The following is a 19894-nucleotide window of genomic DNA, read 5'->3' on the forward strand; positions in this document are numbered from 1 at the left end:
GACCCGCACAGTCCTGGGTGACCTCGGCCAAACGCGCGCTCGGCACCTCCGGTTCGGTGAAGCGGATCGCGACGTCCCGCGCCGTTCCGACCCGGCCGGCCATCGTCCCTGGCCGGTCTCCGAGCGGCACGATGGCGAATGCCGGCGAGATCCGCCGCCCACCCTCGCGGGTGCCCGAGACGGGCAGGCGCGCGCGTCGACGGCGGTCCGGCGCTTCGACCCGGGGATCCCCGGTCAGCGCGTCACGGGCGCGCCGGCGCTCGGGAAGAACAGCTGCTCGCCGCCGACCTTGTAGCCCGCGATCGCCTGCTGCCCCTCCGGTGAGACGAGCCAGTCGATGAAGGCCTGTCCCTGCTTCGCCTTCACGCCGGGGTGCCTGTCGGGATCCACCTGCATCGCGCCGTAGGGGTTGAACAGGCTCCGGTCCCCCTGAACCAGGATGACCAGGTCGGCGCGGTTCTTGAACGCGAGCCACGTCCCCCGGTCGGCGAGGATGTAGGCGCCGAGGGCCGAGGCCGTGTTGAGCGCGGGCCCCATGCCCTGGCCGACATCCCGGTACCAGGGGCCGCGCACGGCCGCGAGATCGACGCCCGCCTCCTTCCAGCTGCGCAACTCGGCGCTGTGAGTGCCCGAGCGGTCCCCGCGCGACACGAACGCCGCCTTGCTGGCCGCGAGCTTGGCGAAGGCCTCGCGCACGCCCAGGCCGCGCACGCCGGCCGGATCGGAGGCCGGGCCGATCAGCACGAAATCGTTGTACATCACGTCGTACCGCCGCTTCGCGAAGCCCTCGGCGAGGAACTTGTCCTCGGCCGGACGGTCGTGGACCAGGACCACGTCGGCATCGCCGCGGCGCGCCGCGTCGAGCGCCTGTCCCGTGCCCAGGGCGACGACCTTCACGTCGATCCCGGACGTGTCCCGGAAGAGCGGGAGGATGTGCTTGAACAGGCCGGATTGCTCGGTCGAGGTCGTCGAGGCGACGACGATCGAGGTCGGTTCGGCCTCGGCCGGCGACAGGAGAGCAGCCGCGCTCAGGAGCGCGGCCAGTCCCAGGGTCAGGAGGCGGCGACGAAAGGCGTCCACGGCAATTCCCCAGCGAGGTAGGCCCGCGCCTCGGACGTCCGGGGCGAGAACAGGATCTGTCGGGCGGGACCATGCTCGACGGCGCGGCCCGAGGCCAGCACGATCACCGCGTCGGCGAGGCGCGCCACCTGCCCGAGATTGTGTGAGACGAGCACGACCGTGGTGCCCGCCCGCGCCATCGCGGACACCAATCCCTCGACGATCTCGGTCGAGGCCGGGTCGAGGTTCGCGGTCGGCTCGTCGAGGAGGAGCAGGCCGGGGCCGACCGCCCAGGCACGGGCCAGCGCCAGCCGCTGCTGCTCGCCGCCCGAGAGCCGCGTCGCGGGATCGCGGGCGCGCTCGGAGAGGCGGACGCGGGCGAGCGCTTCCTCCACTCGCGCGGCCCGCGCAGGACGGGACAGGTCTCCGAGAGCCAGCGCGACGTTCGCGGCCGCGGTCGCGCGGATCAGCGCCGGCCGCTGGAACACGAAGGCCCGCCGGTGCGGGCCGACCTGCACCGTACCGCCGACGGGCCGCAGGAGCCCGTCGACGACCCTCAGGGTGACGCTCTTGCCCGCCCCGTTCGGGCCGATGACGGCCGTGACGCTGCCCGCAGCGACCTCCAGGCAGAGACGGTCGAGCACCGTCCGACCGTCGAGGACCAGGGTCACGTCCTCGAGGCGGATGGCCGGCGTCGCGCTCATCCGTACACCCGCGCGGCGTGCCGGCGGAGCAGGGCCACGGCGACGTTCACCACCAGAACGAGGCCGATCAGCACGAGGCCGAGCGCCAGGGCGAGGCTGAGATCGCCCTTCTGGGTCTCCAGCGAGATCGCCGTCGTCATCGTGCGGGTATACCCGTCGATGTTCCCGCCGACGACGAGGACCGCGCCGATCTCCGAGATCGCCCGGCCGAACGCGGCGAGCGCGGCGGTCACGAGGGAGAAGCGCACGTCGTAGATCATCGCCGCGGCCTGACGCGGTGCGGAGAGCCCGAGGGAGCGCAGCTGCTCCCCGAGTTGCACCCGGGCGTCGGCGACGACCTGCTGCGTCAGGGCGGCGACGAGCGGGGTCGCGAGCGTCGCCTGCGCGGCGATCATCGCGGCGGGGGTGAACAGCAGGCCGAGCGGTCCGAGCGGACCGGAGCGGGACAGGACGAGGTAGAGCGCGAGGCCGACGAGCACCGGCGGCAGCCCCATGAAGGCGTTGAGCAGGCCGACCGCGGCGCCGCGTCCGGGGAAGCGGGCGACGGCCAGGAACGCACCCAGGGGTATACCGAGCACGAGACCGATGCCGACGGCGGTGAGGCTGACACGCAGCGACAGCCACGCGATCGCCAGCACGTCCCGATCCAGGCTGAACAGGCGGGAGAGGATGTCCTGGAGCGTCTGCATCATGCCCCCGGGCCGGTCCTCGGGAATCGGACGAGGCGGATGGCGAGATCAGCCGTCGAGGCCGACCTCGTGACGCAGGTTCGGCGGAATGGACCTGTCATGCCTGTCAGGGGAGCGCGTACGGGTAGGCGGTGAGCATATCGCCCGGGGCGACCGTTGTCGTGTCGGCGGGTCGGCCGCCGCGCCGGCCCTTGATCATCGAACCCGGATGGCGCATCGCCGCCACGATGATCCGGAATGCGTCCTCGGCGCTGATCCCGCTTCGGGAGGCGGCGATCCTGCTCAGCGGCGCGGCGGCTCCCGTCGAACCCGCGACCGTCCCGCTCGCAGCGGCGCTCGGACGCGTCGCCGCGCGAGCGGTCGTCGCGCACGCCGCCGTGCCCGCGGGCCCGACGGCGATGCACGACGGCTTCGCGGTCGCGGCCGCCGCGGTGGGCGGCGCGTCGGCCTACGCGCCGATCTTCCCGGCGCGACCGCCGCCCTGGGTTGAGGCGGGACAGCCGCTGCCGTCGGGCACCGATGCCGTCCTACCCCCGGAGGGATTCGCGGACGGCATGGTCGTCGCGGACATCGCCCCGCGGGAGGGCGTGCGCGGAGCGGGAGACGACGTCGCCGCCAACGCGCGGCTGATCGAGGCCGGCACCCGGATCGAGCCCCTTCACCTGCTCGTCCTGGAGGCGGCCGGCCTGGAGGCGGTCGACGTCCGTCAGCCGCGCTTGCGCGTCGTCACCGCCGGGACGTCCAGCCTCGATACCGTGTCGCCCCTGCTCGGGCGTCTGATCGCGCGGGCGGGCGGGGCGACCGAGGCGGTTCGCGCCCGGGGGGTCGAGGAGATCGCCGAGGCCATCCGCGGCGGCACGGCGGACGCGGTGCTGGTGGTCGGGGGCAGCGGTTTCGGCCGCTCGGACCACAGCGCGGCGGCCCTCGCCCGCGCCGGAGACGTCCGCGCGCACGGCATCGCCCTGCGGCCCGGGGAGACCACCGCGGTCGGCTCCGCGGCCGGCAGGCCGGTCCTCCTGGTGCCCGGGCCTCCCGAGGCGGCGCTCGCCGCGTTCCTGGCCCTCGGCCGTCCGCTCATCGCGCGGCTCGCCGGCGCGCGGGAGCGCTCGCCGCGGCGGCACGTCCTCCTCCGGAAGATCGTCTCGTCGATCGGTCTGTCCGAGGTCGTCTTCGTCCGGAGCGGGTCGGACGGCGTGGAGCCGCTGGGCGGAGCCGGCCTTCCGCTCGGTCGGTTGGTGCAGGCGGACGGCATCGTCGTGGTCGAGCCGGAGAGCGAAGGCTTCCGGGCCGGCGAGGAGGTAGAGGTTTGGGCCCTGTGAGCGCCGACGCGGACCGTGACGGGGCGGCGGATTTCGTCGCGCGCCTCGCCGCGGCCTCGAGCCAGGAGCAGTTCCTCCGGGTGATGAGCCGGGACGACGCGCTCGCGCGGTTCCGGGCGGCGGTCCCGCACGCGCGCCTGCCGTCCGAGACGGTGTCGTTGGACGACGCGCTCGGGCGCGTTCTGGCCCGCGACGTCGCCTCGCCGATGGACGTCCCGCCCTTCGACCGGTCCCTGGTCGACGGTTTCGCCCTGCGCGCGACCGACACGGAAGGCGCCGGGCCGGCGAGCCCGCGGCGTCTCACGCTGAACCGCGAGATCCTCGCCTGCGGCGTCGCGCCGACCGTCGTCGTCCAGCCGGGTACGGCGACGCCGATCGCCACCGGCGGCGTGATCCCCCGCGGCGCCGACGCCGTGGTGATGGTCGAGCACACGGAGTTCGACGCCCGGAGCCTTACCGTCGATGTCCTGACCGCGGTGCGGCCGGCGCAGTTCGTGGGCTATGCCGGGGCCGACATGGCCCGCGGCGAGACGGTGCTGCGCGCGGGAACGCGGATCACCGCCCGCGAGATCGGCATGCTGGCGGCGTGCGGCCTGGCGGCCGTCGACGTCACAGGACGCCCGCGGGTCGCAATCCTGTCCACGGGGGACGAGCTGGTCGCACCGGGCGAGCCCCTGCCCGAGGGCGCGATCTACGATTCGAACGGCGCGATCATCGCGGCCGCGGTGACCGAGAACGGCGGGGAGCCGGTCCGGCTCGGGATCGTGCGCGACGAGGCTTCCGTCCTCGAGGCCGCCCTCCGGTCCGCCCTCCGGGACAGCGACCTCGTCGTGCTCTCGGGCGGCACGTCCAAAGGCGCCGGCGACGTGTCGCACCGGGTGCTGTCCCGCCTCGGCGAGCCGGGAATCCTGTTCCACGGCGTGGCCCTGAAGCCCGGGAAGCCGCTCTGCGTGGCGGTGGCGCAGGGAAAGCCGGTCATCGTCCTGCCGGGGTTCCCCACCTCCGCGATGTTCACCTTCCACGACTTCGTCGTGCCGTACGTGCGGGCGCTCGCCGGGTTGCCGCCGCGCGAGGACGAGACGATCGCGGCGCAAGTGTCCCAGCGGGTGCCCTCCGAACTCGGCCGCACCGAGTTCGTGATGACCTCCCTCGCCCACGGTCGCGAGGGGACGATCGCCCTGCCGCTGCCGAAGGGCTCGGGTTCGGTCACCGCCTTCTCGCAGGCGGACGGCTTCTTCGCGGTTCCGGCCGCGCGCGCCGGCGTCGAGGCGGGGGAGGGCGTCGCCGTGGTCCGCCTGGGCGCCGGCGTGCGGGCGCCGGACCTGACGATCGTCGGCAGCCACTGCATCGGCCTCGACCGGGTGGTCGGCCTGCTCGGCGAGCGAGGGTACCGCGCCCGCACCATCTGGGTTGGGTCGGCCGGCGGCCTCGCCGCCCTGCGGCGCGGCGAGTGCGATGTCGCCGCCATGCACCTCTTCGATCCCGAGACGGGCCGGTACAATGCCCCGTTCCTCACCGAGGGCCTGTCCCTCGCGCCCGGGTGGCGCCGCCTCCAGGGCGTCGTGTTCCGCCGCGGCGACGCCCGGTTCGAAGGGCGCGATGCCGCGGACGCGGTCGCCGCGGCGCTCGCCGACCCCGACGCCGTGATGGTCAACCGCAACGCCGGATCGGGCACGCGCCTGCTCGTGGACGGGCTGCTGAACGGTGCCCGGCCGGCGGGGTTCTGGAACCAGCCGCGCTCGCACAACGCCGTCGCCGCGGCGGTCTCGCAGGGCAGGGCGGACTGGGGCGTGGCCATCGCGAGCGTCGCGGATGCCTACGGGCTGGGCTTCCGCCCGCTGACGGAGGAGGCCTACGACCTCGCGTATCGCGCGGACGCGCGGGAGATGCCGGCGCTCGCGGCCTTCCTGAGCCTGCTGGGCGAGCCCAAGACGGCCGCCGCGCTGCGCGCTCTGGGCTTCACGCCCGCCGCGTGAGCCGCGTGACGCGCGCACCGTTGGCGGGCCTCGACGGAACGGGACGGACGATCCTGTCGCCCGCCGGGATGATCGACACGGCCGTTTCGCGTAGGGACGCCTGCGAGGCGCTGGGGCCTCCAGCGAAGCGGCGGTGTGCGTTGGGCGAGGACACGAGCATCAGTTTGCGGATCGAGCTCGGCTCGGACACCCTGCTGGGACCGGGCAAGGCCGCCCTCCTGAGCGGCATCCGCGACACCGGCTCCATCGCCGCCGCGGGGCGCCGGATGGGCATGAGCTACAAGCGAGCCTGGTACCTCATCGACACGTTGAACAAGGCGTTCCAGGAGCCGCTCGTCTCCGCGAGCAAGGGCGGCCGCCGGGGCGGCGGGGCGGTCCTGACCAGCACGGGCGACGCCATCCTCGACAGCTACCTGCGCATGGAGCGGCTCGCCTCGGAGGCCGTGGCGGGCGAGCTCGACCTTCTCGCCTCGCTGATGAAGGTCGATTCGTAGGAGCGACGCGCGGAGGCGCGCGTCCGTCGGGAGCGGTCTCTCGAGGTCGGGCCTCGGCTTCGGTCTGTGCAACCCGCTCCGTCATCGCGAGCGCAGCGAAGCGACCCAGGGCCGCGCGACATCGGTCAGCGGGGCGCCGACTGGATTGCTTCGCTGCGCTCGCAAGGACGGCACTGGGCCGATCAACCGGAAACGGTATCAGCCCGCTGCGTCATCGCGAGCGCGGCGAAGCGACCCAGGGCTGCGCGACATCGGTCAGCGGGGCGCCGACTGGATTGCTTCGCTGCGCTCGCAAAGACGGCACCGGGCTGATCAATTGGAAACAGTATCAGCCCGCGAGCCCGATGTCCGCCGCCAGGGGCCGGCGGCACGCCTGGGCGCGCCGCCGGAGGTCACGCCGCCTACTCGGCGGCCATCGCCGTGTGGACGGCGGAGGCCCGGGCCGCGCAGAACTTGAACTCCGGGATCTTGCCCATCGGGTCGAGCGCCGGGTTCGTCAGCAGGTTGGCCGCGGCCTCGGCGTAGCAGAACGGCATGAAGATCATGCCGACCGGCACGTCGCGGTCGGAGCGCACCTTCAGGTGGACCGCGCCGCGGCGCGTCTCCAGCTTCATCGTGTCGCCGGGCTCCAGCCCGAGCCGGTAGAGCTCCTTCGGGGCCATGAAGGCGACCGCCTCGGGCTCCAGCGCGTCGAGGACGCCGGCGCGCCGGGTCATCGATCCGGTGTGCCAGTGTTCCAGCACGCGGCCGGTCGACAGGACCATCGGGTAGTCCTCGTCCGGCAGCTCGTCCGGGGGCACCACGGCGGCCGGGACGATCTTCGCGCGCCCGCTCTCGGTGGGGAAGCCGGCGTAGAAGATGATCTCGTTGCCGGGCTGGTCCGGCGCGTCGACCGGGTAGGTCACGGCGCCCTCGCGCTCCAGGCGCTCCCAGGTGATGTTGTTGAACGACGGCATCACCATGGCCATCTCGCGGAAGATGTCGGCCGGGCCGCCGTAGTTCCAGGGCAGGCCGAGGCGCTTCCCCAGTTCCTGGATGATCCACCAATCCTGCCGCGCGTCGCCCGGCGGGGACACCACCGGCTGCGAGATCTGCACGCGACGGTCGGTGTTGGTGAAGGTGCCGGCCTTCTCGGCGAAGGCGGAGGCCGGCAGCACCACGTCGGCGTGGAAGGCGGTCTCCGTCAGGAACAGGTCCTGCACGACGAGGTGGTCGAGCATCGCCAGGGCGTGCCGGGCGTGGTTCAGGTCCGGGTCGGACATCGCGGGGTTCTCGCCCTCGACGAACATGCCCTTGATCTCGCCGGCGTGGATCGCCCGCATGATCTCGACGACGGTGAGGCCCTTCTGCGGGTCGAGCTTCTGACCCCAGAACTCCTCGAACATCTCCCGCACCGCGGCCTTCTCGACCGACTGGTAGTCCGGGTAGACCATCGGGATCAGGCCGGCGTCGGACGCGCCCTGGACGTTGTTCTGGCCGCGCAGCGGATGCAGGCCGGTGCCGGGGCGCCCGATCTGCCCCGTGACGAGGGCGAGCGCGATCAGGCAGCGCGAGTTGTCCGTACCGTGGACGTGCTGGCTGATGCCCATGCCCCAGAAGATGATCGAGGACTTGGCGCGGGCGTAGAGCCGGGCGACCTCGCGCAGGGTCTCCGCGTCGATGCCGCAGACCGAGGCCATCTTCTCCGGCGTGAACTCGACGATCTTCTCTTTGAGCGCCTCGAAGTTCTCGGTGTAGCCGGCGATGTACTGCTCGTCGTAGAGCCGCTCCTCGATGATCACGTTGAGCATCGCGTTGAGCATCGCGACGTCCGAGCCGGGCTTGAACGCGAGGTGCCTGTAGGCGTGCCGCGACAGCACCTGCCGGCGCGGATCCATGACGATCAGCTTGGCGCCGCGCTGCTTCACGGCGTTCTTGAGGAAGGTCGCCGCCACCGGGTGGTTCACGGTCGGGTTGGCGCCGATCACGATGATGACCTCGGCGTCGAGCGCCGCCGAGAACGGCGCCGACACGGCGCCCGAGTTCAGCCCCTCCATGAGGGCGGCCACCGACGAGGCGTGGCACAGCCGGGTGCAGTGGTCGACGTTGTTCGAGCCGAACCCGAGCCGCACCAGCTTCTGGAAGAGGTAGGCCTCCTCGTTCGAGCCCTTCGCGGAGCCGAACCCGGCGAGCGCCTTGCGGCCATGGGTGTCGCGGACCGTCTTGAGGCCGCCGGCGGCGCGGTCGAGCGCCTCCTCCCAGGTCGCCTCGCGGAAATGCGTCCACGGGTTGGCCGGGTCGACCTGGTCGTTGGCGTCCTTCGGGACGTTGTCCAGGCGGATCAGCGGCGCCGTCAGGCGATGGGGGTGGTGGACGTAGTCGAAGCCGAAGCGGCCCTTCACGCAGAGCCGGTTGTGGTTGGCCGGGCCGTTCACGCCCTCGGCGTAGACGATCCTCTCGTCCTTCACCTTGTAGGAGACCTGGCAGCCGACGCCGCAATAGGGGCACAGCGAGGTCACCTCGCGGTCGGGATAGACCGTCCGGGTGTTGTGCTCGGCGTCGAGGTAGGCGGACGGCATCAGCGCGCCGGTCGGGCAGGCCTGGACGCACTCGCCGCAGGCCACGCAGGTCGAGCCGCCCATCGGGTCGTCGAAGTCGAACACCACCTTCGCGTCGGCCGAGCGGTAGGCCATGCCGATCACGTCGTTGACCTGGACCTCGCGGCAGGCGCGGACGCAGAGGTTGCACTGGATGCAGGCGTCGAGATTGACGCTCATGGCCGGGTGGCTGAAGTCGCCGGTCCAGCGCTCGGCCGCGGGGAAGCGGCTCTCGGACACGTCGAGGAAGTCGGCCTGTACCCAGAAGTGCGAGGTCGGGTCGTGCGAGGTCGCGCGCTCGGGCTGGTCGGCCACGAGCAGCTCGAGCACCATGGCGCGGGCCTTGGTGGCGCGCTCGGTCGCGGACTTGACCTTCATGCCCACGGCCGGCGTGCGCTTGCACGAGGCGGCCAGCACGCGCTCGCCCTCGATCTCGACCATGCAGGCGCGGCAATTGCCGTCCGGGCGGTAGCCCGGCTCGGGCTTGTGGCAGAGGTGCGGGATGTGGGTGCCGAGGCGCTTGGCGACGGCCCAGATCGTCTCGCCGGGGGCGGCCTCGACCTGCTGGCCGTCGAATTCGAACGCGATGGTCGGGGGGGCGGTCGGCCGCTCCTTCAGATCGTGCAGGCCCGACGGCTCCGGGGCCGCCTGGCCGCCCGCCTTCGCCCCTTCCGAGTAGGAGCCGCCGGCCCCCGGCTTCGGGCCCGGCGCGGGGCCGCCCGCATCCTGCAGCCCGTCGGCCCGGATCTCGGCCTTCTCGGTCTTGTCGCCGCGCTGTTCGGGGGCGTTGCTCATGCGGCCGCTCCTGGCTCGGACATCGGGATAGGGTTCGCCGGTACCATCGGTTGCCTCACTCGGCAGCCGCGGCGCGCGGGGCGGGGAACAGGTCCGGGAAGTACTTGATGACGCTGCTGAGCGGGTTCGAGGCGGCTTGGCCGAGGCCGCAGATCGAGGCGTCCCGCATGCATTGGGACAATTCGCCCAGGAGCTCGGTGTCCCAGACGCCCTGCTCCATCAGGATGCGGGCCTTCTGGGTCCCCGAACGGCAGGGGGTGCACTGCCCGCAGCTCTCGTCCTCGAAGAACTTCATCAGGTTCAACGCGGCGCCGCGCACATCGTCCCGGTCCGACAGGATCACGACCGCGGCGGAGCCGATGAAGCAGCCGTACTTCTCCAGCGTCCCGAAATCGAGCGGGATGTCGTTCATCGACGCCGGCAGGATGCCGCCCGACGCGCCGCCCGGCAGGTAGGCCGCGAAGGTGTGGCCCTCCGCCATGCCGCCGCAATACTCGTCGATCAGTTCCTGGATGGTGAGGCCGGACGGGGCGAGCTTCACCCCCGGCTCCTTCACGCGCCCCGAGACCGAGTAGGAGCGCAGGCCGACGCGGTCGTTGCGGCCGTGGCTCTTCCACCAGTCGCCGCCCCGCTCGATCAGGTCGCGGACCCAGAACAGCGTCTCGATGTTGTTGATCAGCGTCGGACGGTTGAACAGGCCGACCTGGAACGGGAACGGCGGCTTGTGCCGCGGCAGCCCGCGCTTGCCTTCGAGGGACTCGATCAGCGAGGATTCCTCGCCGCAGATATAGGCGCCGGCGCCGCGGCGCAGGTGGATGCGCGGGCCGCCCGCGGGGAGCTTCGCGATCTCGCGCGTCAGGATCTCGCGGGAGATGGGATACTCGTCGCGCAGGTAGATGTAGACCTCCGGCGCCTCGACGACGTGGGCGCCGATCAGCATGCCCTCGAGGAAGCGGTGCGGGTCGGTGTTGAGGTAGAGCTGGTCCTTGAAGGTGCCGGGCTCGCCCTCGTCCCCGTTGACCGCCATCAGCCGGGGCCCGGGCTCGCCGCGCACCGAGCGCCACTTGCGCCCCGTCGGGAAGCCCGCGCCGCCGAGGCCGCGCAGGCCGCCGTCGTCGAGCACCTTCAGGACGTCGTCGACCGGAAGGTCGCCGCTGCGGAGCCGGTCGAGGGTCGCGTACCCGCCGGCGGCCCGATAGGCCTCGTAGTCGACGTAGTCCGGGATATGGGCGTGCGTGTCGCCGGCCTCGACCGCGGCCCGCACGGAGGCGAGGTCGGCCTTGTGCAGGAAGTTGTGCCCGACCTCGACGGCGGGCGCGTGGTCGCACAGGCCGACGCAGGGCGCGCGCACGACGCGGACGGCGTCGGAGGCGAGTTCCCGCTGGAGCTTCTCCAGCAGCTCGTCGGCGCCGAACATCGCGCAGGTGATGCTGTCGCAGACCCGGACGGTCAGCCGCGGGATGGAGGCCTCACCCTCCTTCACGACGTCGAAATGCGCGTAGAAGGTCGCGGTCTCGAACACCTCGGCGAAGGCCAGGGCCATCTCGTCGGCGAGCGCCGCCAGGTGCTCGGCGCTGATCTGGCCGTAGGTGTCCTGGATCAGGTGCAGGTGCTCGATGAGCAGGTCGCGCTGGCGCGAGCGGGAGCCGAGAAGCGCCTCGATCTCGACCTTTGCCCGCGGCTCGACCTGGCGCCCCTTGGGGACGCTGCGCGCCTTGTTCCGCCCCCGGCCGGGATGCGAGAAAGTCCTGACTGTCCCCGGTGCCTCACTCATGCGCTATCTGATTTCCAACTGCTGGGACGGGTGGTCGCGGTGCCCTGAGGTCCGGTCGGGGGCTACTGGCCGCCGAAGGCCCGGAGCGGCTGGCCGGCCTCGGACCGCGGCTTCATCGTGGCCGCGCCCGTCGCCTCGTCCAGGGACGTGACCCTGGGTCCGACGACGGAGCGCAGCTCGGTCTCGAACGCGTCGAGGGCGTCGTTCAGGCGGTCCATCAGGGAGCCCGGCGCGTCTCCGGCCGGCGACGCGGCCGCCTGGGCGAGCGCGTCGCGGACCCGGCCGGCGAGCTCCTGCGTGAGCGGCGGCTTCGCGTCGGCGCAGTAGGCGTCCGTCACGATGGCGGCCCAGTCCGCCGTGGAGGATGCGTCGCCCATGCTCAGGCCTGCGCGATCGAGGGACGGTTGAAGTCGTGCATGGCGTGCCCGTTCGGGTCCGTTGGCGTGGCGCTCGCTCGTGGCATACCAAATGGCAGCCGTTATAGCGGAGGTGTTATATCGTTTTTGAAGTCGTTTCAATTTGCGTGACGCCGGGGTCACGCGTCCCGGCGGCGCGGCCGACGCTTGCCCTGAGCCCTCGCGCGGGGCAGTGGGAACGGCACGAGAGGGGCTGTCAGCGGTGTCCGGCATGCGCGTAATCGGACTCGCCGGGTGGAGCGGGGCCGGCAAGACCAGCCTGCTGGTCCGGGCCATCCCCCTGCTCGTCGCCCGCGGGGTGCGGGTGGCGACCATCAAGCACGCCCATCACGACTTCGACACGGACTGGCCCGGGAAGGATTCCTACGAGCACCGCAGGGCGGGCGCGAGCGAGGTTCTGATCTCGTCGGGCCGCCGCTGGGCCCAGGTCCACGAGCTGCGCGACGAGCAGGAGGCGAGCCTCGGCCAGCTCCTGCGGCGGATCAGCCCGTGCGACCTCGTCGTCGTGGAAGGGTACAAGCGGGAGCCCGTCCCCAAGATCGAGGTCCATCGCGCCGAGAACGGCCGCCCGCCCCTCCATCCGCTGGACACCACCATCGCGGGCATCGCGAGCGACGTCGCGTTTCCGGCCTCGGGCATTCCCGTCGTAGATCTGAACGACGCGGCGGCGGTGACGGGGCTGATGCTCGACGTGGCCGTTCCCTTCGAAGACGTCCTCGGGAGGCTCTAGCCGGATGGCCCAGCTCAGCGACGACTGCTTCGCGTTCGGCGGCCCTCTGATGACCATCGAGGACGCGCACGCGCTGTTCGGCGAGCGGCTCGCAGCGATCGTCGGCACCGAGGACGTTCCCGTCCCGGACGCCGACGGGCGCGTCCTGGCCGAGGATTGCGTCGCGCCCATCGACGTCCCGCCGTTCCCCAACTCGGCCGTCGACGGCTACGCGGTCCGTTTCGCGGACCTGCGCACCTCCGATGCGACGATCCTGCCGGTCGGCGCGGTCGTCGCGGCCGGCGCCTCCCCCGAAGGCGTGTCGGTGGCGGGCTCGGCCGCCCGGATCTTCACCGGGGCCCCGATGCCGGCGGGGGCCGACACCGTCTTCATGCAGGAGGACGTCCAGGTCCTGCCCGACGGCCGGGTGTCCCTGCCGCTCGGGCTGAAGCGGGGCGCCAACAGCCGCGACGCCGGCGAGGACGCGGCGAAGGGCTCGACGATCATCGCGGCCGGCCGGCGTCTCCGGCCGCAGGACCTGGCCCTGGCGACCGCGGTCGGCCTGCGCACGCTGAAGGTCCGCCGCACCCTGCGGGTCGGCGTGTTCTCGACGGGCAACGAACTCGTCGAGCCCGGGTCGCCCCTGGGGCCGGGCGCGATCTACGACTCGAACCGCGTCCTGCTGCTCGCTCTTCTCCGGCGGATGGGCGTCGCGGCGCGCGACCTCGGCGTCATCCGCGACGACCCGGCGGCCCTCGCGGCCAGGCTCTCGGCGGCGGCCGCCGAGCACGACGTGATCCTGACTTCGGGCGGCGTGTCGACCGGCGACGAGGATCACGTGAAGACCGCCGTCGAGAGCATCGGGCGCCTCGTGTTCTGGCGGCTGGGGATCAAGCCGGGACGGCCGGTCGCGATGGGCATGATCGACGGCAAGCCGTTCCTGGGCCTGCCGGGCAACCCGGTGGCTGCCTACGTCACCCTGCTGTTCGTGGTGCGGCCGCTCCTCGCCCGGCTCGCCGGCGAGGCCTACGCGCCGTCGGGCGGATTCACCGTCAAAGCGGCCTTCCCCTATCGGAAGCGCGCGGGCCGCAGGGAGTTCGTCCGGGTCAGCCTCGCCCGGGACGCCGACGGCGCCTGGGAGGTCCGGAAGTTCCAGCGCGACGGCGCGGGCATGCTGTCATCGCTCACCGAATCCGACGGCCTCGTGGAGCTGGAGGATGACCGGACCGAGGTCGTGCCGGGCGACGCCGTGCGGTTCCACCCGCACGGGGCCCTCTGGTAGCGGGGCCGCACTCAGGGCCTCACGAGACGCGGACCGCGCCCCAGCATTGCCGGGCTCGCGCATCCGTTATATCAAATCTGCTATATCGCTTGTGATGGGCCGTGCGAGCGGCCGCTCGATCGGCGGGCTTGAGCAACGATGTTCGATGGTGTCTGGCGGAGCCAAGCCGGCGCGGAACTCCGCCTCCTCCAGATGGGCGAGGCGGTCTCCGGGACCTACACCGCCGCCGATCCCGGCTTCGCGCAGACGCATCGAAGCCGCATCCTCGTCGGCACGGCCGAGGGCGACATCATCGGCTTCGTGACCAGCACGTCGTCGCCCCAGGAGATCACGGCCTGGACCGGGCGCCTCGTCCGGACCGACGAGAAGACGGCCGAGGCGATCCACGCGGTCTTCCACGCCGTCGAACGGTCCTCGCAGCCGAAGGCCGTGGCCGATCACGTCGCGCTCGAGACGACCATCTTCTCGAAGGTCGAGAACGCCTGTTCGTGAAGCCAGGGCCGCGTCCCTCCTCGATGGGGTCCCGAGGAACGGGGGCGACCGTGGCGCGAGGAGCGGTCGGCGCATGCGTGATCGGCGACGGCTCTAGATGAACGGCGCGTCGGCTTCGAGGCCCAGAAGGATGCGGCCGGTCGGCACGAGCAGCCGGTCCTGATAATGCATGTGCTGGCAGGCCGCGTAGACATCGCGGAGCTGGCGCGCGAACGGCAGGTCTTCGAGGACGGCGGAACTGCCGGCCGCCTCGTACATGCTCGTGACCACCTGCTTCCCGACATGGCCCGCGTACCAGCAGGCCCGCCGAAGCTTGGCCTGCCACGCGAGCGTTATCGGACGGCCGTTCTCGGCTTCCCACCAGAATTCGGAGACCGTGTCCCGGGCGAAGGCGCGCGCGGCACCGAGGCTCGTCTCGGCACGCGCGATCGCGACTTGGACATCCTCGCGAAGTCTCAGGGGCACCTTGCCGCCATGCGGCGTCTTCGTCTGCGCGAGATCGATGAACGCGTCGATCGAGGCCCGGGCGATCCCGAGCGGAACACCGATGGCGGCGATCGCGGCCGCCGATGCCATGGGCAGCATGTAGAGGGGCTTTCTGTCGCGAGGCATCATGAGGCTCGCGCCGTCGATGGTCTGCTCGTTCGGCACCCAGATGTCGGTGCACGCGACGTCGTGACTCCCGCTGGCCCGGAGCCCCCCGGCATTCCAGTTGCCGACGACCGCGACATCCTTCGAGGCGATGAAGACGCCGCGCAGCGACGGCCGCCCGTTCTCGTCGAGCTTCGGCCGCTCGCCGTCGATCTCCACACACATCAGTGCGGACACGGAACTGTAGCGGCAGAAGCTCGCCCAGGACCAGCGTCCGTTGATCCGCCAGCCGGATCCATGGCGAACCGCTGTTCCCGTCGGCTGGCCGCTCCCGCTGCCCGCGAACTTCCTGCCGGCAGGGATGAGCGAACGCATCACGTCGGCGTCGATCAGGTCGGCGAAGCGTGACGCGCCCCCGGACGAGATCGCGGCGCACCAGGCGACCGAACCGTCGAGTTCCGCCAGAGCTTCGATCGCCGCCAGGACGCTCAGCGGATGCGCTTCAGGACCGCCCAGGCCCCGCGGAAGCCAGAGCTGCGCGAGACCGGCGTCGATGAGCGCCTCTGCGACCGGCTCCGGCAGGTCCGGGCCGACAGCGAGGGCCGACCGGTGCTCCGCGATGAGGGGCCGAAGCGTCGCGACGGTCGCGAGAAACGCCGCGTCCGGATCTCCGGCTCGCGCGGCAGAGCGGATCGAGGGGGCGAAACCGTTCATTCTCAGACCTCATGACTGTCCGAGATGCATAGTAAGTTCGGTGGTCGGCCGCTTCGTGTCTGTCGGAAGAGTTTTTGGTTACGATCGTAACTGGGGCCGCCGTCGGACGATAATATCTGCCGGTCGGGACGCGGTAGATCGCGCTGTAACGGTTGTCGTTGGATTTTTCCGCGCTGGATCCGCGATGATGATGCTTGAATGCTTCGGGTGGACGGTCTCGTGATCGCGGAAGCCGCTGACCAACGTTGACGGATCGCGCGCGCATCGCGGCCTTCGCGCGACCTAGGACACCGGCATCTCGATGCGGCAGCGCACGCCGTCGCGGTCCAGCGCGTACTCGACCGTGGCGCCCAGGGCATATGCCAGCGCCTCCTGGATCAGCTCGGTCCCGTAGCCGCGGCGGGTGACGCGCGCCGCCTGCGCGGGCAGGCCGCTCTCGATCCAGCACAGGGCCAGTCGGCGGCGCTCGCGCCGGTCGCGCACGATCTCCCAGGTGACGCTGAGATGGCCGGTCCCGGTCTTGAGCACCCCGTGCTTGACCGCGTTGGTCGTCAGCTCGTGGACGGCGAGGGCGAAGTTCTGCACCTGTCGCGCGGTCAGGTGCACCTCGGGGCCGGCGACGGTCATGCGGTCGGTCGCGCCGTCGACGTAGGCGGCCAGCTCGGCGCGCACCAGCGCGCCCACCTCGACCGAGTCGCTGCCGTACTGGCTGAGCAGGCCCTGCGCGCGGCTGAGCGCCTGCAGCCGCGCCTCGAACGCCTCGACCGAGCTGCCCTGCCGCAGTGTCTTGCCCGCCACGGCGCTGACGACGCCGAGGAGGTTGCGCGTGCGGTGCTGCAGCTCGTTGATCAGCACTTCCTGGCGCGCCAGCAGCCTGTGGTGGTCCGTGACGTCGATGTTCACCCCCGACCACTTGCGGATCGACCCGTCGGGGTTCGTGATCGGCACCGCGCGGACGTTCGACCACCGCCAGGACGCGCTCGGGGCGTGCCACAGGCGATACTCGTGATCGACCGCCGTCCGCGTCGCGACGGCCTGCCGCCACTTCGCTTCCGTGAGCGCCCGGTCGTCCGCGTGGATCGCGTGGATCCAGCCGCGCCCGAGCCACTCGTCCGGGCGCTGCCCGGTGAACGCGCGCCAGCCCGGGCTGTCGACCTCGATAAGGCCCTCGGCCGAGGCCTCCCAGCTGAACTGACCGAACCCCTCGACCAGCCCGCGGAACCGCTCCTCGCTCGCGCGCAGATCGTCCTCCACCCGCTTGCGCGCGGTCACGTCGCTGGCGGCGCCGAACCATTCGCGGATCTCGCCGTCATCGTCGAGCAGCGGCACGGCCCGGGACAGCGCCCAGCCCAGGCTCCCGTCCGCCTGCCGGACGGGGTGCTCCAGCTCGAACATCGTCTTGGATCGGATCGCCCGCTGGATGGCCTCGCGCAGGCGCGGCTGGTCGGCCGGATCGATGTAGGCGCTCAGCCAGTCGTCGTTCGGGGTGACGGTGTCGGCCAGGAAGCCGCGGCCCTCCAGAACCCGCAGCTCGCTCCAGTCCGGGCTCATGCGGTAGATGACGTCCGAGCTGGCCGTGACGAGGGCGCGGAACCGCTCCTCGCTCGCGCGCAGCCGATCCTCGGCGCGCTTGCGCTGGAGGATGTCCTTAAACAGGACCGCCACCTGCCGCCGTTCCGGCGCCCCGATCGGGAAGGCGTAGACCTCGTACCAGCGCCCGAGCGCGTCGGCGCGGTCCTCGAAGCGTTCCGCCTTGCCGGTTCGGACGATCCGGCCGTAGGTCTCGAACCAGTGCGGCTCGAGGTCGGGCGCCAGCGCCCGGACCGTCCGGCCCACCGCGTCGCGGAGCCCGGTCTGCTGCTCGAAGGCCGCGTTCACGGACAGGAAGCGGTAGTCGACCGCCCGCCCGGCCGCGTCGAGCAGGACCTCGATGGTGCAGAAGCCCTCGTCGATGGCGTCGAAGAGGTTGCGGTACCGGGCCTCGCTCGTGCGCAGCTTGGCCTCGGCGCGCAGGCGCTCACCGATCTCGAAGCCGGTCATGTGGACGGCCATGACCTTCCCGTCGGCGTCGCGCACGGGCACGAGGAGCGCGTCGAAGACGTCCTCCGCGGCGCCCTCGCCGCGGGTGTCCAGCGGCTGCCCGGCCACCTGCACGGCCTCGCCCGCGAAGGCGCGCGCGTAGAAGTCCGCGACCGTCGCCCACCCCTCCGGGAACGTGCGCGCGAGCGGCCGGCCGAGACCCTCGGGGTGCCGGGCGCCGTAGAGCCGGGCGGCGGCGTCGTTGTAGATCAGGAGGCGCTCGGGCCCGCAGACGAGGGACGCGACCAGCGGGCTGGCGAGCACCTGCTCGACCATCACCTTGAGGCGCTCCGGCCAGCGGGCGGCCGGCCCCAGCGGCGTCCGCTCCCAGCCGAAGTCGCGGATGCGCGCGGCCATCTCGCCGTCGCCCTGTGGCCATGCCGACACTGATACGCCGCCTCGGTGATGTCGCGCGCCAGCATGTCCGCTCGCGGCGCGCGCAGCAACGTTCAAGCCCGATCGGACGACGAAATCTTCGTTCCGCCGGGCGATGACAGCATTCGCGGAGACCGGCTCAGGCCGTCTCGGATCGCGCGAGGCCCAGTTGCTCCTCCACGCACCGACGCATCACGAATTTCTGGATCTTTCCGGAGACCGTCATCGGGAAGGCGTCGACGAACTGGATGTATTTCGGGATCTTCTGATGCGCGATCTGCCCCGCGCAGAACGCGCGCACCGCCGGCTCCGACAGGGTCTCGCCGTCGCGCAGCCTGATCCAGGCGCACAGCTCCTCCCCGTATTTCGGGTCGGAGACCCCGAAGACCTGGACATCCTGGATCTGCGGATGCCGGAAGAGGAACTCCTCGATCTCGCGCGGATAGATGTTCTCGCCGCCGCGTATGACCATGTCTTTGATCCGGCCGACGATGTTGCAGTAGCCCTCCGCATCCAGCGTCGCGAGGTCGCCGGTGTGCATCCATCCGGCGTCGTCGAGGACCTCCGCGGTCCGCGCGGCATCGCCCCAGTAGCCGAGCATGACCGAGTAGCCGCGCGTGCACAGCTCGCCGCGGGCGCCCCGCGGCGTCACGCGTCCCTCGGGATCCACGATCTTGACCTCGAGATGCGGGTGGATCCGGCCGACGGTCGTGACGCGCCGCTCCAGCGGGTCGTCGCTCGAGCTCTGGAAGCTCACCGGGCTGGTCTCGGTCATGCCGTACGCGATGGTGACGTCGCGCATGTGCATCTGCTCCACGACCCGGCGCATCACCGCGATCGGGCACGGTGCGCCCGCCATGATCCCGGTCCGCAGGGAGCGGAGATCGAAGCGCGCGAATTCGGGATGGTCGAGCTCGGCGATGAACATGGTCGGCACGCCGTAGAGCGCGGTGCAGCGCTCGGCCTGCACGGTCTCCAGCGTCGCGCGCGGGTCGAAGCCCTCGCCCGGAAACACCATGGCGCAACCGTGGGTCAGGGCCGCGAGATTGCCCATCACCATGCCGAAGCAATGGTAGAGCGGCACCGGGATGCAGATCCGATCCTCGGCGGTCAGCCGCATCGCGCGGCCGACGAAGTGGCCGTTGTTGAGGATGTTGTGGTGGGTCAGCGTGACGCCCTTCGGGGCGCCCGTCGTGCCGCTGGTGAACTGGATGTTGGCCGCGTCGTCGAACTGCATCGCGTCGGCGAGGTCGCGCAGGGCGCCGGTGCCGGCCGCATCGCCCCGGGCCGCGACCGCGTCGAACGGGACCGTCCCCGGGGCCGGCGGTCCGCCGATCTGGATCACCGTGCGCAGGTGCGGCAGGCGGGCGGCGGACAGCCGGCCCGGCCCGGAGGCGGCGAGTTCGGGGGCCAGGGTGCCGAGCATCCCGAGATAGTCGCTGGTCTTGAACGCCGTCGCCGTCACCAGGGCGGTGCAGCCGACATTGTTGAGCGCGAATTTTAGCTCCGACAGCCGGTAGGCCGGGTTGATCGTCACCAGGATCAGCCCCGCCCGGGCGGCGGCGAACTGGGTCAGCACCCACTCGGCGCGGTTGAGCGACCAGATCCCGATGCGGTCGCCGGGCCGGAGGCCGAGGGCGAGCAGGCCGGCCGCGAAGGCGTCGGCTTGGTCCCTCAGCTCGCGCCAGGTCCATCGGACGCCCTGGGCGTGCGCGACCAGCGCCAGGTGATCCGGCCACGCCGCGGCGGCGCGATCCAGGGCCTGGCCGATGGTCAGGCCGAGCAGGGGCTCGCCGATCGCCCCGTGGACATAGCTCACCGCCCGGTCGCTCATGTCGTCCTCCCTCGTT

The 19894-nt window shown here is 71.8% G+C and carries 15 protein-coding genes; 6 read left to right on the plus strand and 9 right to left on the minus strand.

What is annotated here, in order from left to right:
* Positions 1 to 234 precede the first annotated feature (234 nt).
* The 3 genes from ACLBYB_RS15185 to ACLBYB_RS15195 are packed head-to-tail and all read right to left on the minus strand — an operon-like array spanning position 235 to position 2455.
* Positions 235 to 1080: a substrate-binding domain-containing protein gene (locus ACLBYB_RS15185; RefSeq protein ID WP_447699260.1), complete on the minus strand. Its 846-nt coding sequence runs from the start codon at positions 1078 to 1080 to the stop codon at positions 235 to 237.
* A complete protein-coding gene (locus tag ACLBYB_RS15190; RefSeq protein ID WP_447699261.1) occupies positions 1053 to 1763 on the minus strand; it encodes an ATP-binding cassette domain-containing protein in 711 nt (236 codons plus the stop codon). Before ACLBYB_RS15190 ends, ACLBYB_RS15185 begins: the two co-directional genes overlap by 28 nt.
* Complete coding sequence (locus ACLBYB_RS15195; protein ID WP_091927623.1) at positions 1760 to 2455, minus strand: ABC transporter permease; 696 nt, start codon at positions 2453 to 2455, stop codon at positions 1760 to 1762. The genes ACLBYB_RS15190 and ACLBYB_RS15195 overlap by 4 nt, the downstream gene beginning before the upstream one ends.
* Before the next feature lie 224 nt (positions 2456 to 2679).
* Here ACLBYB_RS15195 and ACLBYB_RS15200 point away from each other — a divergent pair, with 224 nt between their 5' ends.
* The 3 genes from ACLBYB_RS15200 (at position 2680) to ACLBYB_RS15210 (ending at position 6241) form a co-directional block, all read left to right on the plus strand.
* Complete coding sequence (locus tag ACLBYB_RS15200) at positions 2680 to 3771, plus strand: molybdopterin-binding protein (RefSeq protein WP_447699376.1); 1092 nt, start codon at positions 2680 to 2682, stop codon at positions 3769 to 3771.
* Positions 3768 to 5747 carry a molybdopterin biosynthesis protein gene (locus ACLBYB_RS15205; RefSeq protein ID WP_447699262.1) on the plus strand — a complete coding sequence of 660 codons (1980 nt, stop codon included), beginning with the start codon at positions 3768 to 3770 and terminating at the stop codon, positions 5745 to 5747. Before ACLBYB_RS15200 ends, ACLBYB_RS15205 begins: the two co-directional genes overlap by 4 nt.
* 164 nt (positions 5748 to 5911) lie before the next feature.
* Entirely contained in the window at positions 5912 to 6241 is a 330-nt protein-coding gene (locus ACLBYB_RS15210) for a winged helix-turn-helix domain-containing protein (protein ID WP_091681636.1), read from the plus strand.
* 401 nt (positions 6242 to 6642) lie between these two features.
* On the opposite strand, the gene fdhF is transcribed toward ACLBYB_RS15210, so the two are convergent.
* The 3 genes from fdhF to ACLBYB_RS15225 all read right to left on the minus strand — a co-directional run bounded on the left by fdhF (position 6643) and on the right by ACLBYB_RS15225 (position 11763).
* Positions 6643 to 9612, minus strand: a complete 2970-nt coding sequence (gene fdhF, locus ACLBYB_RS15215) for a formate dehydrogenase subunit alpha (protein ID WP_447699263.1) — start codon at positions 9610 to 9612, stop codon at positions 6643 to 6645.
* A 55-nt stretch (positions 9613 to 9667) separates the two neighbouring features.
* Positions 9668 to 11386, minus strand: a complete 1719-nt coding sequence (locus tag ACLBYB_RS15220) for an NAD(P)H-dependent oxidoreductase subunit E (RefSeq protein WP_447699264.1) — start codon at positions 11384 to 11386, stop codon at positions 9668 to 9670.
* A 62-nt stretch (positions 11387 to 11448) separates the two neighbouring features.
* Positions 11449 to 11763, minus strand: coding sequence for a hypothetical protein (locus tag ACLBYB_RS15225; protein WP_447699265.1), 315 nt, complete (start codon positions 11761 to 11763; stop codon positions 11449 to 11451).
* A gap of 250 nt (positions 11764 to 12013) precedes the next feature.
* Between ACLBYB_RS15225 and mobB the strand changes: the two genes are divergently transcribed.
* The 3 genes from mobB (at position 12014) to ACLBYB_RS15240 (ending at position 14285) form a co-directional block, all read left to right on the plus strand.
* The gene (mobB, locus tag ACLBYB_RS15230) at positions 12014 to 12532 is read left to right on the plus strand and encodes a molybdopterin-guanine dinucleotide biosynthesis protein B (protein ID WP_447699266.1); all 519 of its coding nucleotides are present in this window, start codon (positions 12014 to 12016) and stop codon (positions 12530 to 12532) included.
* A gap of 4 nt (positions 12533 to 12536) precedes the next feature.
* Positions 12537 to 13793: a molybdopterin molybdotransferase MoeA gene (locus tag ACLBYB_RS15235; RefSeq protein ID WP_447699267.1), complete on the plus strand. Its 1257-nt coding sequence runs from the start codon at positions 12537 to 12539 to the stop codon at positions 13791 to 13793.
* Positions 13794 to 13931: 138 nt separating this feature from the next.
* Positions 13932 to 14285, plus strand: coding sequence for an avidin/streptavidin family protein (locus ACLBYB_RS15240; RefSeq protein WP_020094837.1), 354 nt, complete (start codon positions 13932 to 13934; stop codon positions 14283 to 14285).
* Between the two features lie 93 nt (positions 14286 to 14378).
* On the opposite strand, the gene ACLBYB_RS15245 is transcribed toward ACLBYB_RS15240, so the two are convergent.
* The 3 genes from ACLBYB_RS15245 to ACLBYB_RS15255 all read right to left on the minus strand — a co-directional run bounded on the left by ACLBYB_RS15245 (position 14379) and on the right by ACLBYB_RS15255 (position 19878).
* Positions 14379 to 15590 (minus strand): acyl-CoA dehydrogenase family protein, encoded by a 1212-nt coding sequence (locus ACLBYB_RS15245; protein ID WP_447699268.1) that lies wholly within the window; start codon positions 15588 to 15590, stop codon positions 14379 to 14381.
* Positions 15591 to 15872: 282 nt separating this feature from the next.
* Entirely contained in the window at positions 15873 to 18026 is a 2154-nt protein-coding gene (locus tag ACLBYB_RS15250) for a PAS domain-containing sensor histidine kinase (protein WP_447699269.1), read from the minus strand.
* Positions 18027 to 18183: 157 nt separating this feature from the next.
* Positions 18184 to 19878, minus strand: a complete 1695-nt coding sequence (locus ACLBYB_RS15255; RefSeq protein ID WP_447699270.1) for an AMP-binding protein — start codon at positions 19876 to 19878, stop codon at positions 18184 to 18186.
* Positions 19879 to 19894 lie beyond the last annotated feature (16 nt).

It is taken from the genome of Methylobacterium sp. D54C, from assembly GCF_053345595.1.

Excerpts from the sequence above, each read along its gene's own strand:
- ACLBYB_RS15245 (WP_447699268.1), bottom strand. The coding sequence starts at position 15,590 with ATGAACGGTTTCGCCCCCTCGATCCGCTCTGCCGCGCGAGCCGGAGAT.
- ACLBYB_RS15240 (WP_020094837.1), top strand. The coding sequence starts at position 13,932 with ATGTTCGATGGTGTCTGGCGGAGCCAAGCCGGCGCGGAACTCCGCCTC.
- mobB (WP_447699266.1), top strand. The coding sequence starts at position 12,014 with ATGCGCGTAATCGGACTCGCCGGGTGGAGCGGGGCCGGCAAGACCAGC.
- ACLBYB_RS15200 (WP_447699376.1), top strand. The coding sequence starts at position 2,680 with ATGATCCGGAATGCGTCCTCGGCGCTGATCCCGCTTCGGGAGGCGGCG.
- ACLBYB_RS15220 (WP_447699264.1), bottom strand. The coding sequence starts at position 11,386 with ATGAGTGAGGCACCGGGGACAGTCAGGACTTTCTCGCATCCCGGCCGG.
- ACLBYB_RS15235 (WP_447699267.1), top strand. The coding sequence starts at position 12,537 with ATGGCCCAGCTCAGCGACGACTGCTTCGCGTTCGGCGGCCCTCTGATG.
- ACLBYB_RS15255 (WP_447699270.1), bottom strand. The coding sequence starts at position 19,878 with ATGAGCGACCGGGCGGTGAGCTATGTCCACGGGGCGATCGGCGAGCCC.
- fdhF (WP_447699263.1), bottom strand. The coding sequence starts at position 9,612 with ATGAGCAACGCCCCCGAACAGCGCGGCGACAAGACCGAGAAGGCCGAG.
- ACLBYB_RS15225 (WP_447699265.1), bottom strand. The coding sequence starts at position 11,763 with ATGGGCGACGCATCCTCCACGGCGGACTGGGCCGCCATCGTGACGGAC.
- ACLBYB_RS15250 (WP_447699269.1), bottom strand. The coding sequence starts at position 18,026 with ATGGCCGCGCGCATCCGCGACTTCGGCTGGGAGCGGACGCCGCTGGGG.
- ACLBYB_RS15190 (WP_447699261.1), bottom strand. The coding sequence starts at position 1,763 with ATGAGCGCGACGCCGGCCATCCGCCTCGAGGACGTGACCCTGGTCCTC.
- ACLBYB_RS15195 (WP_091927623.1), bottom strand. The coding sequence starts at position 2,455 with ATGATGCAGACGCTCCAGGACATCCTCTCCCGCCTGTTCAGCCTGGAT.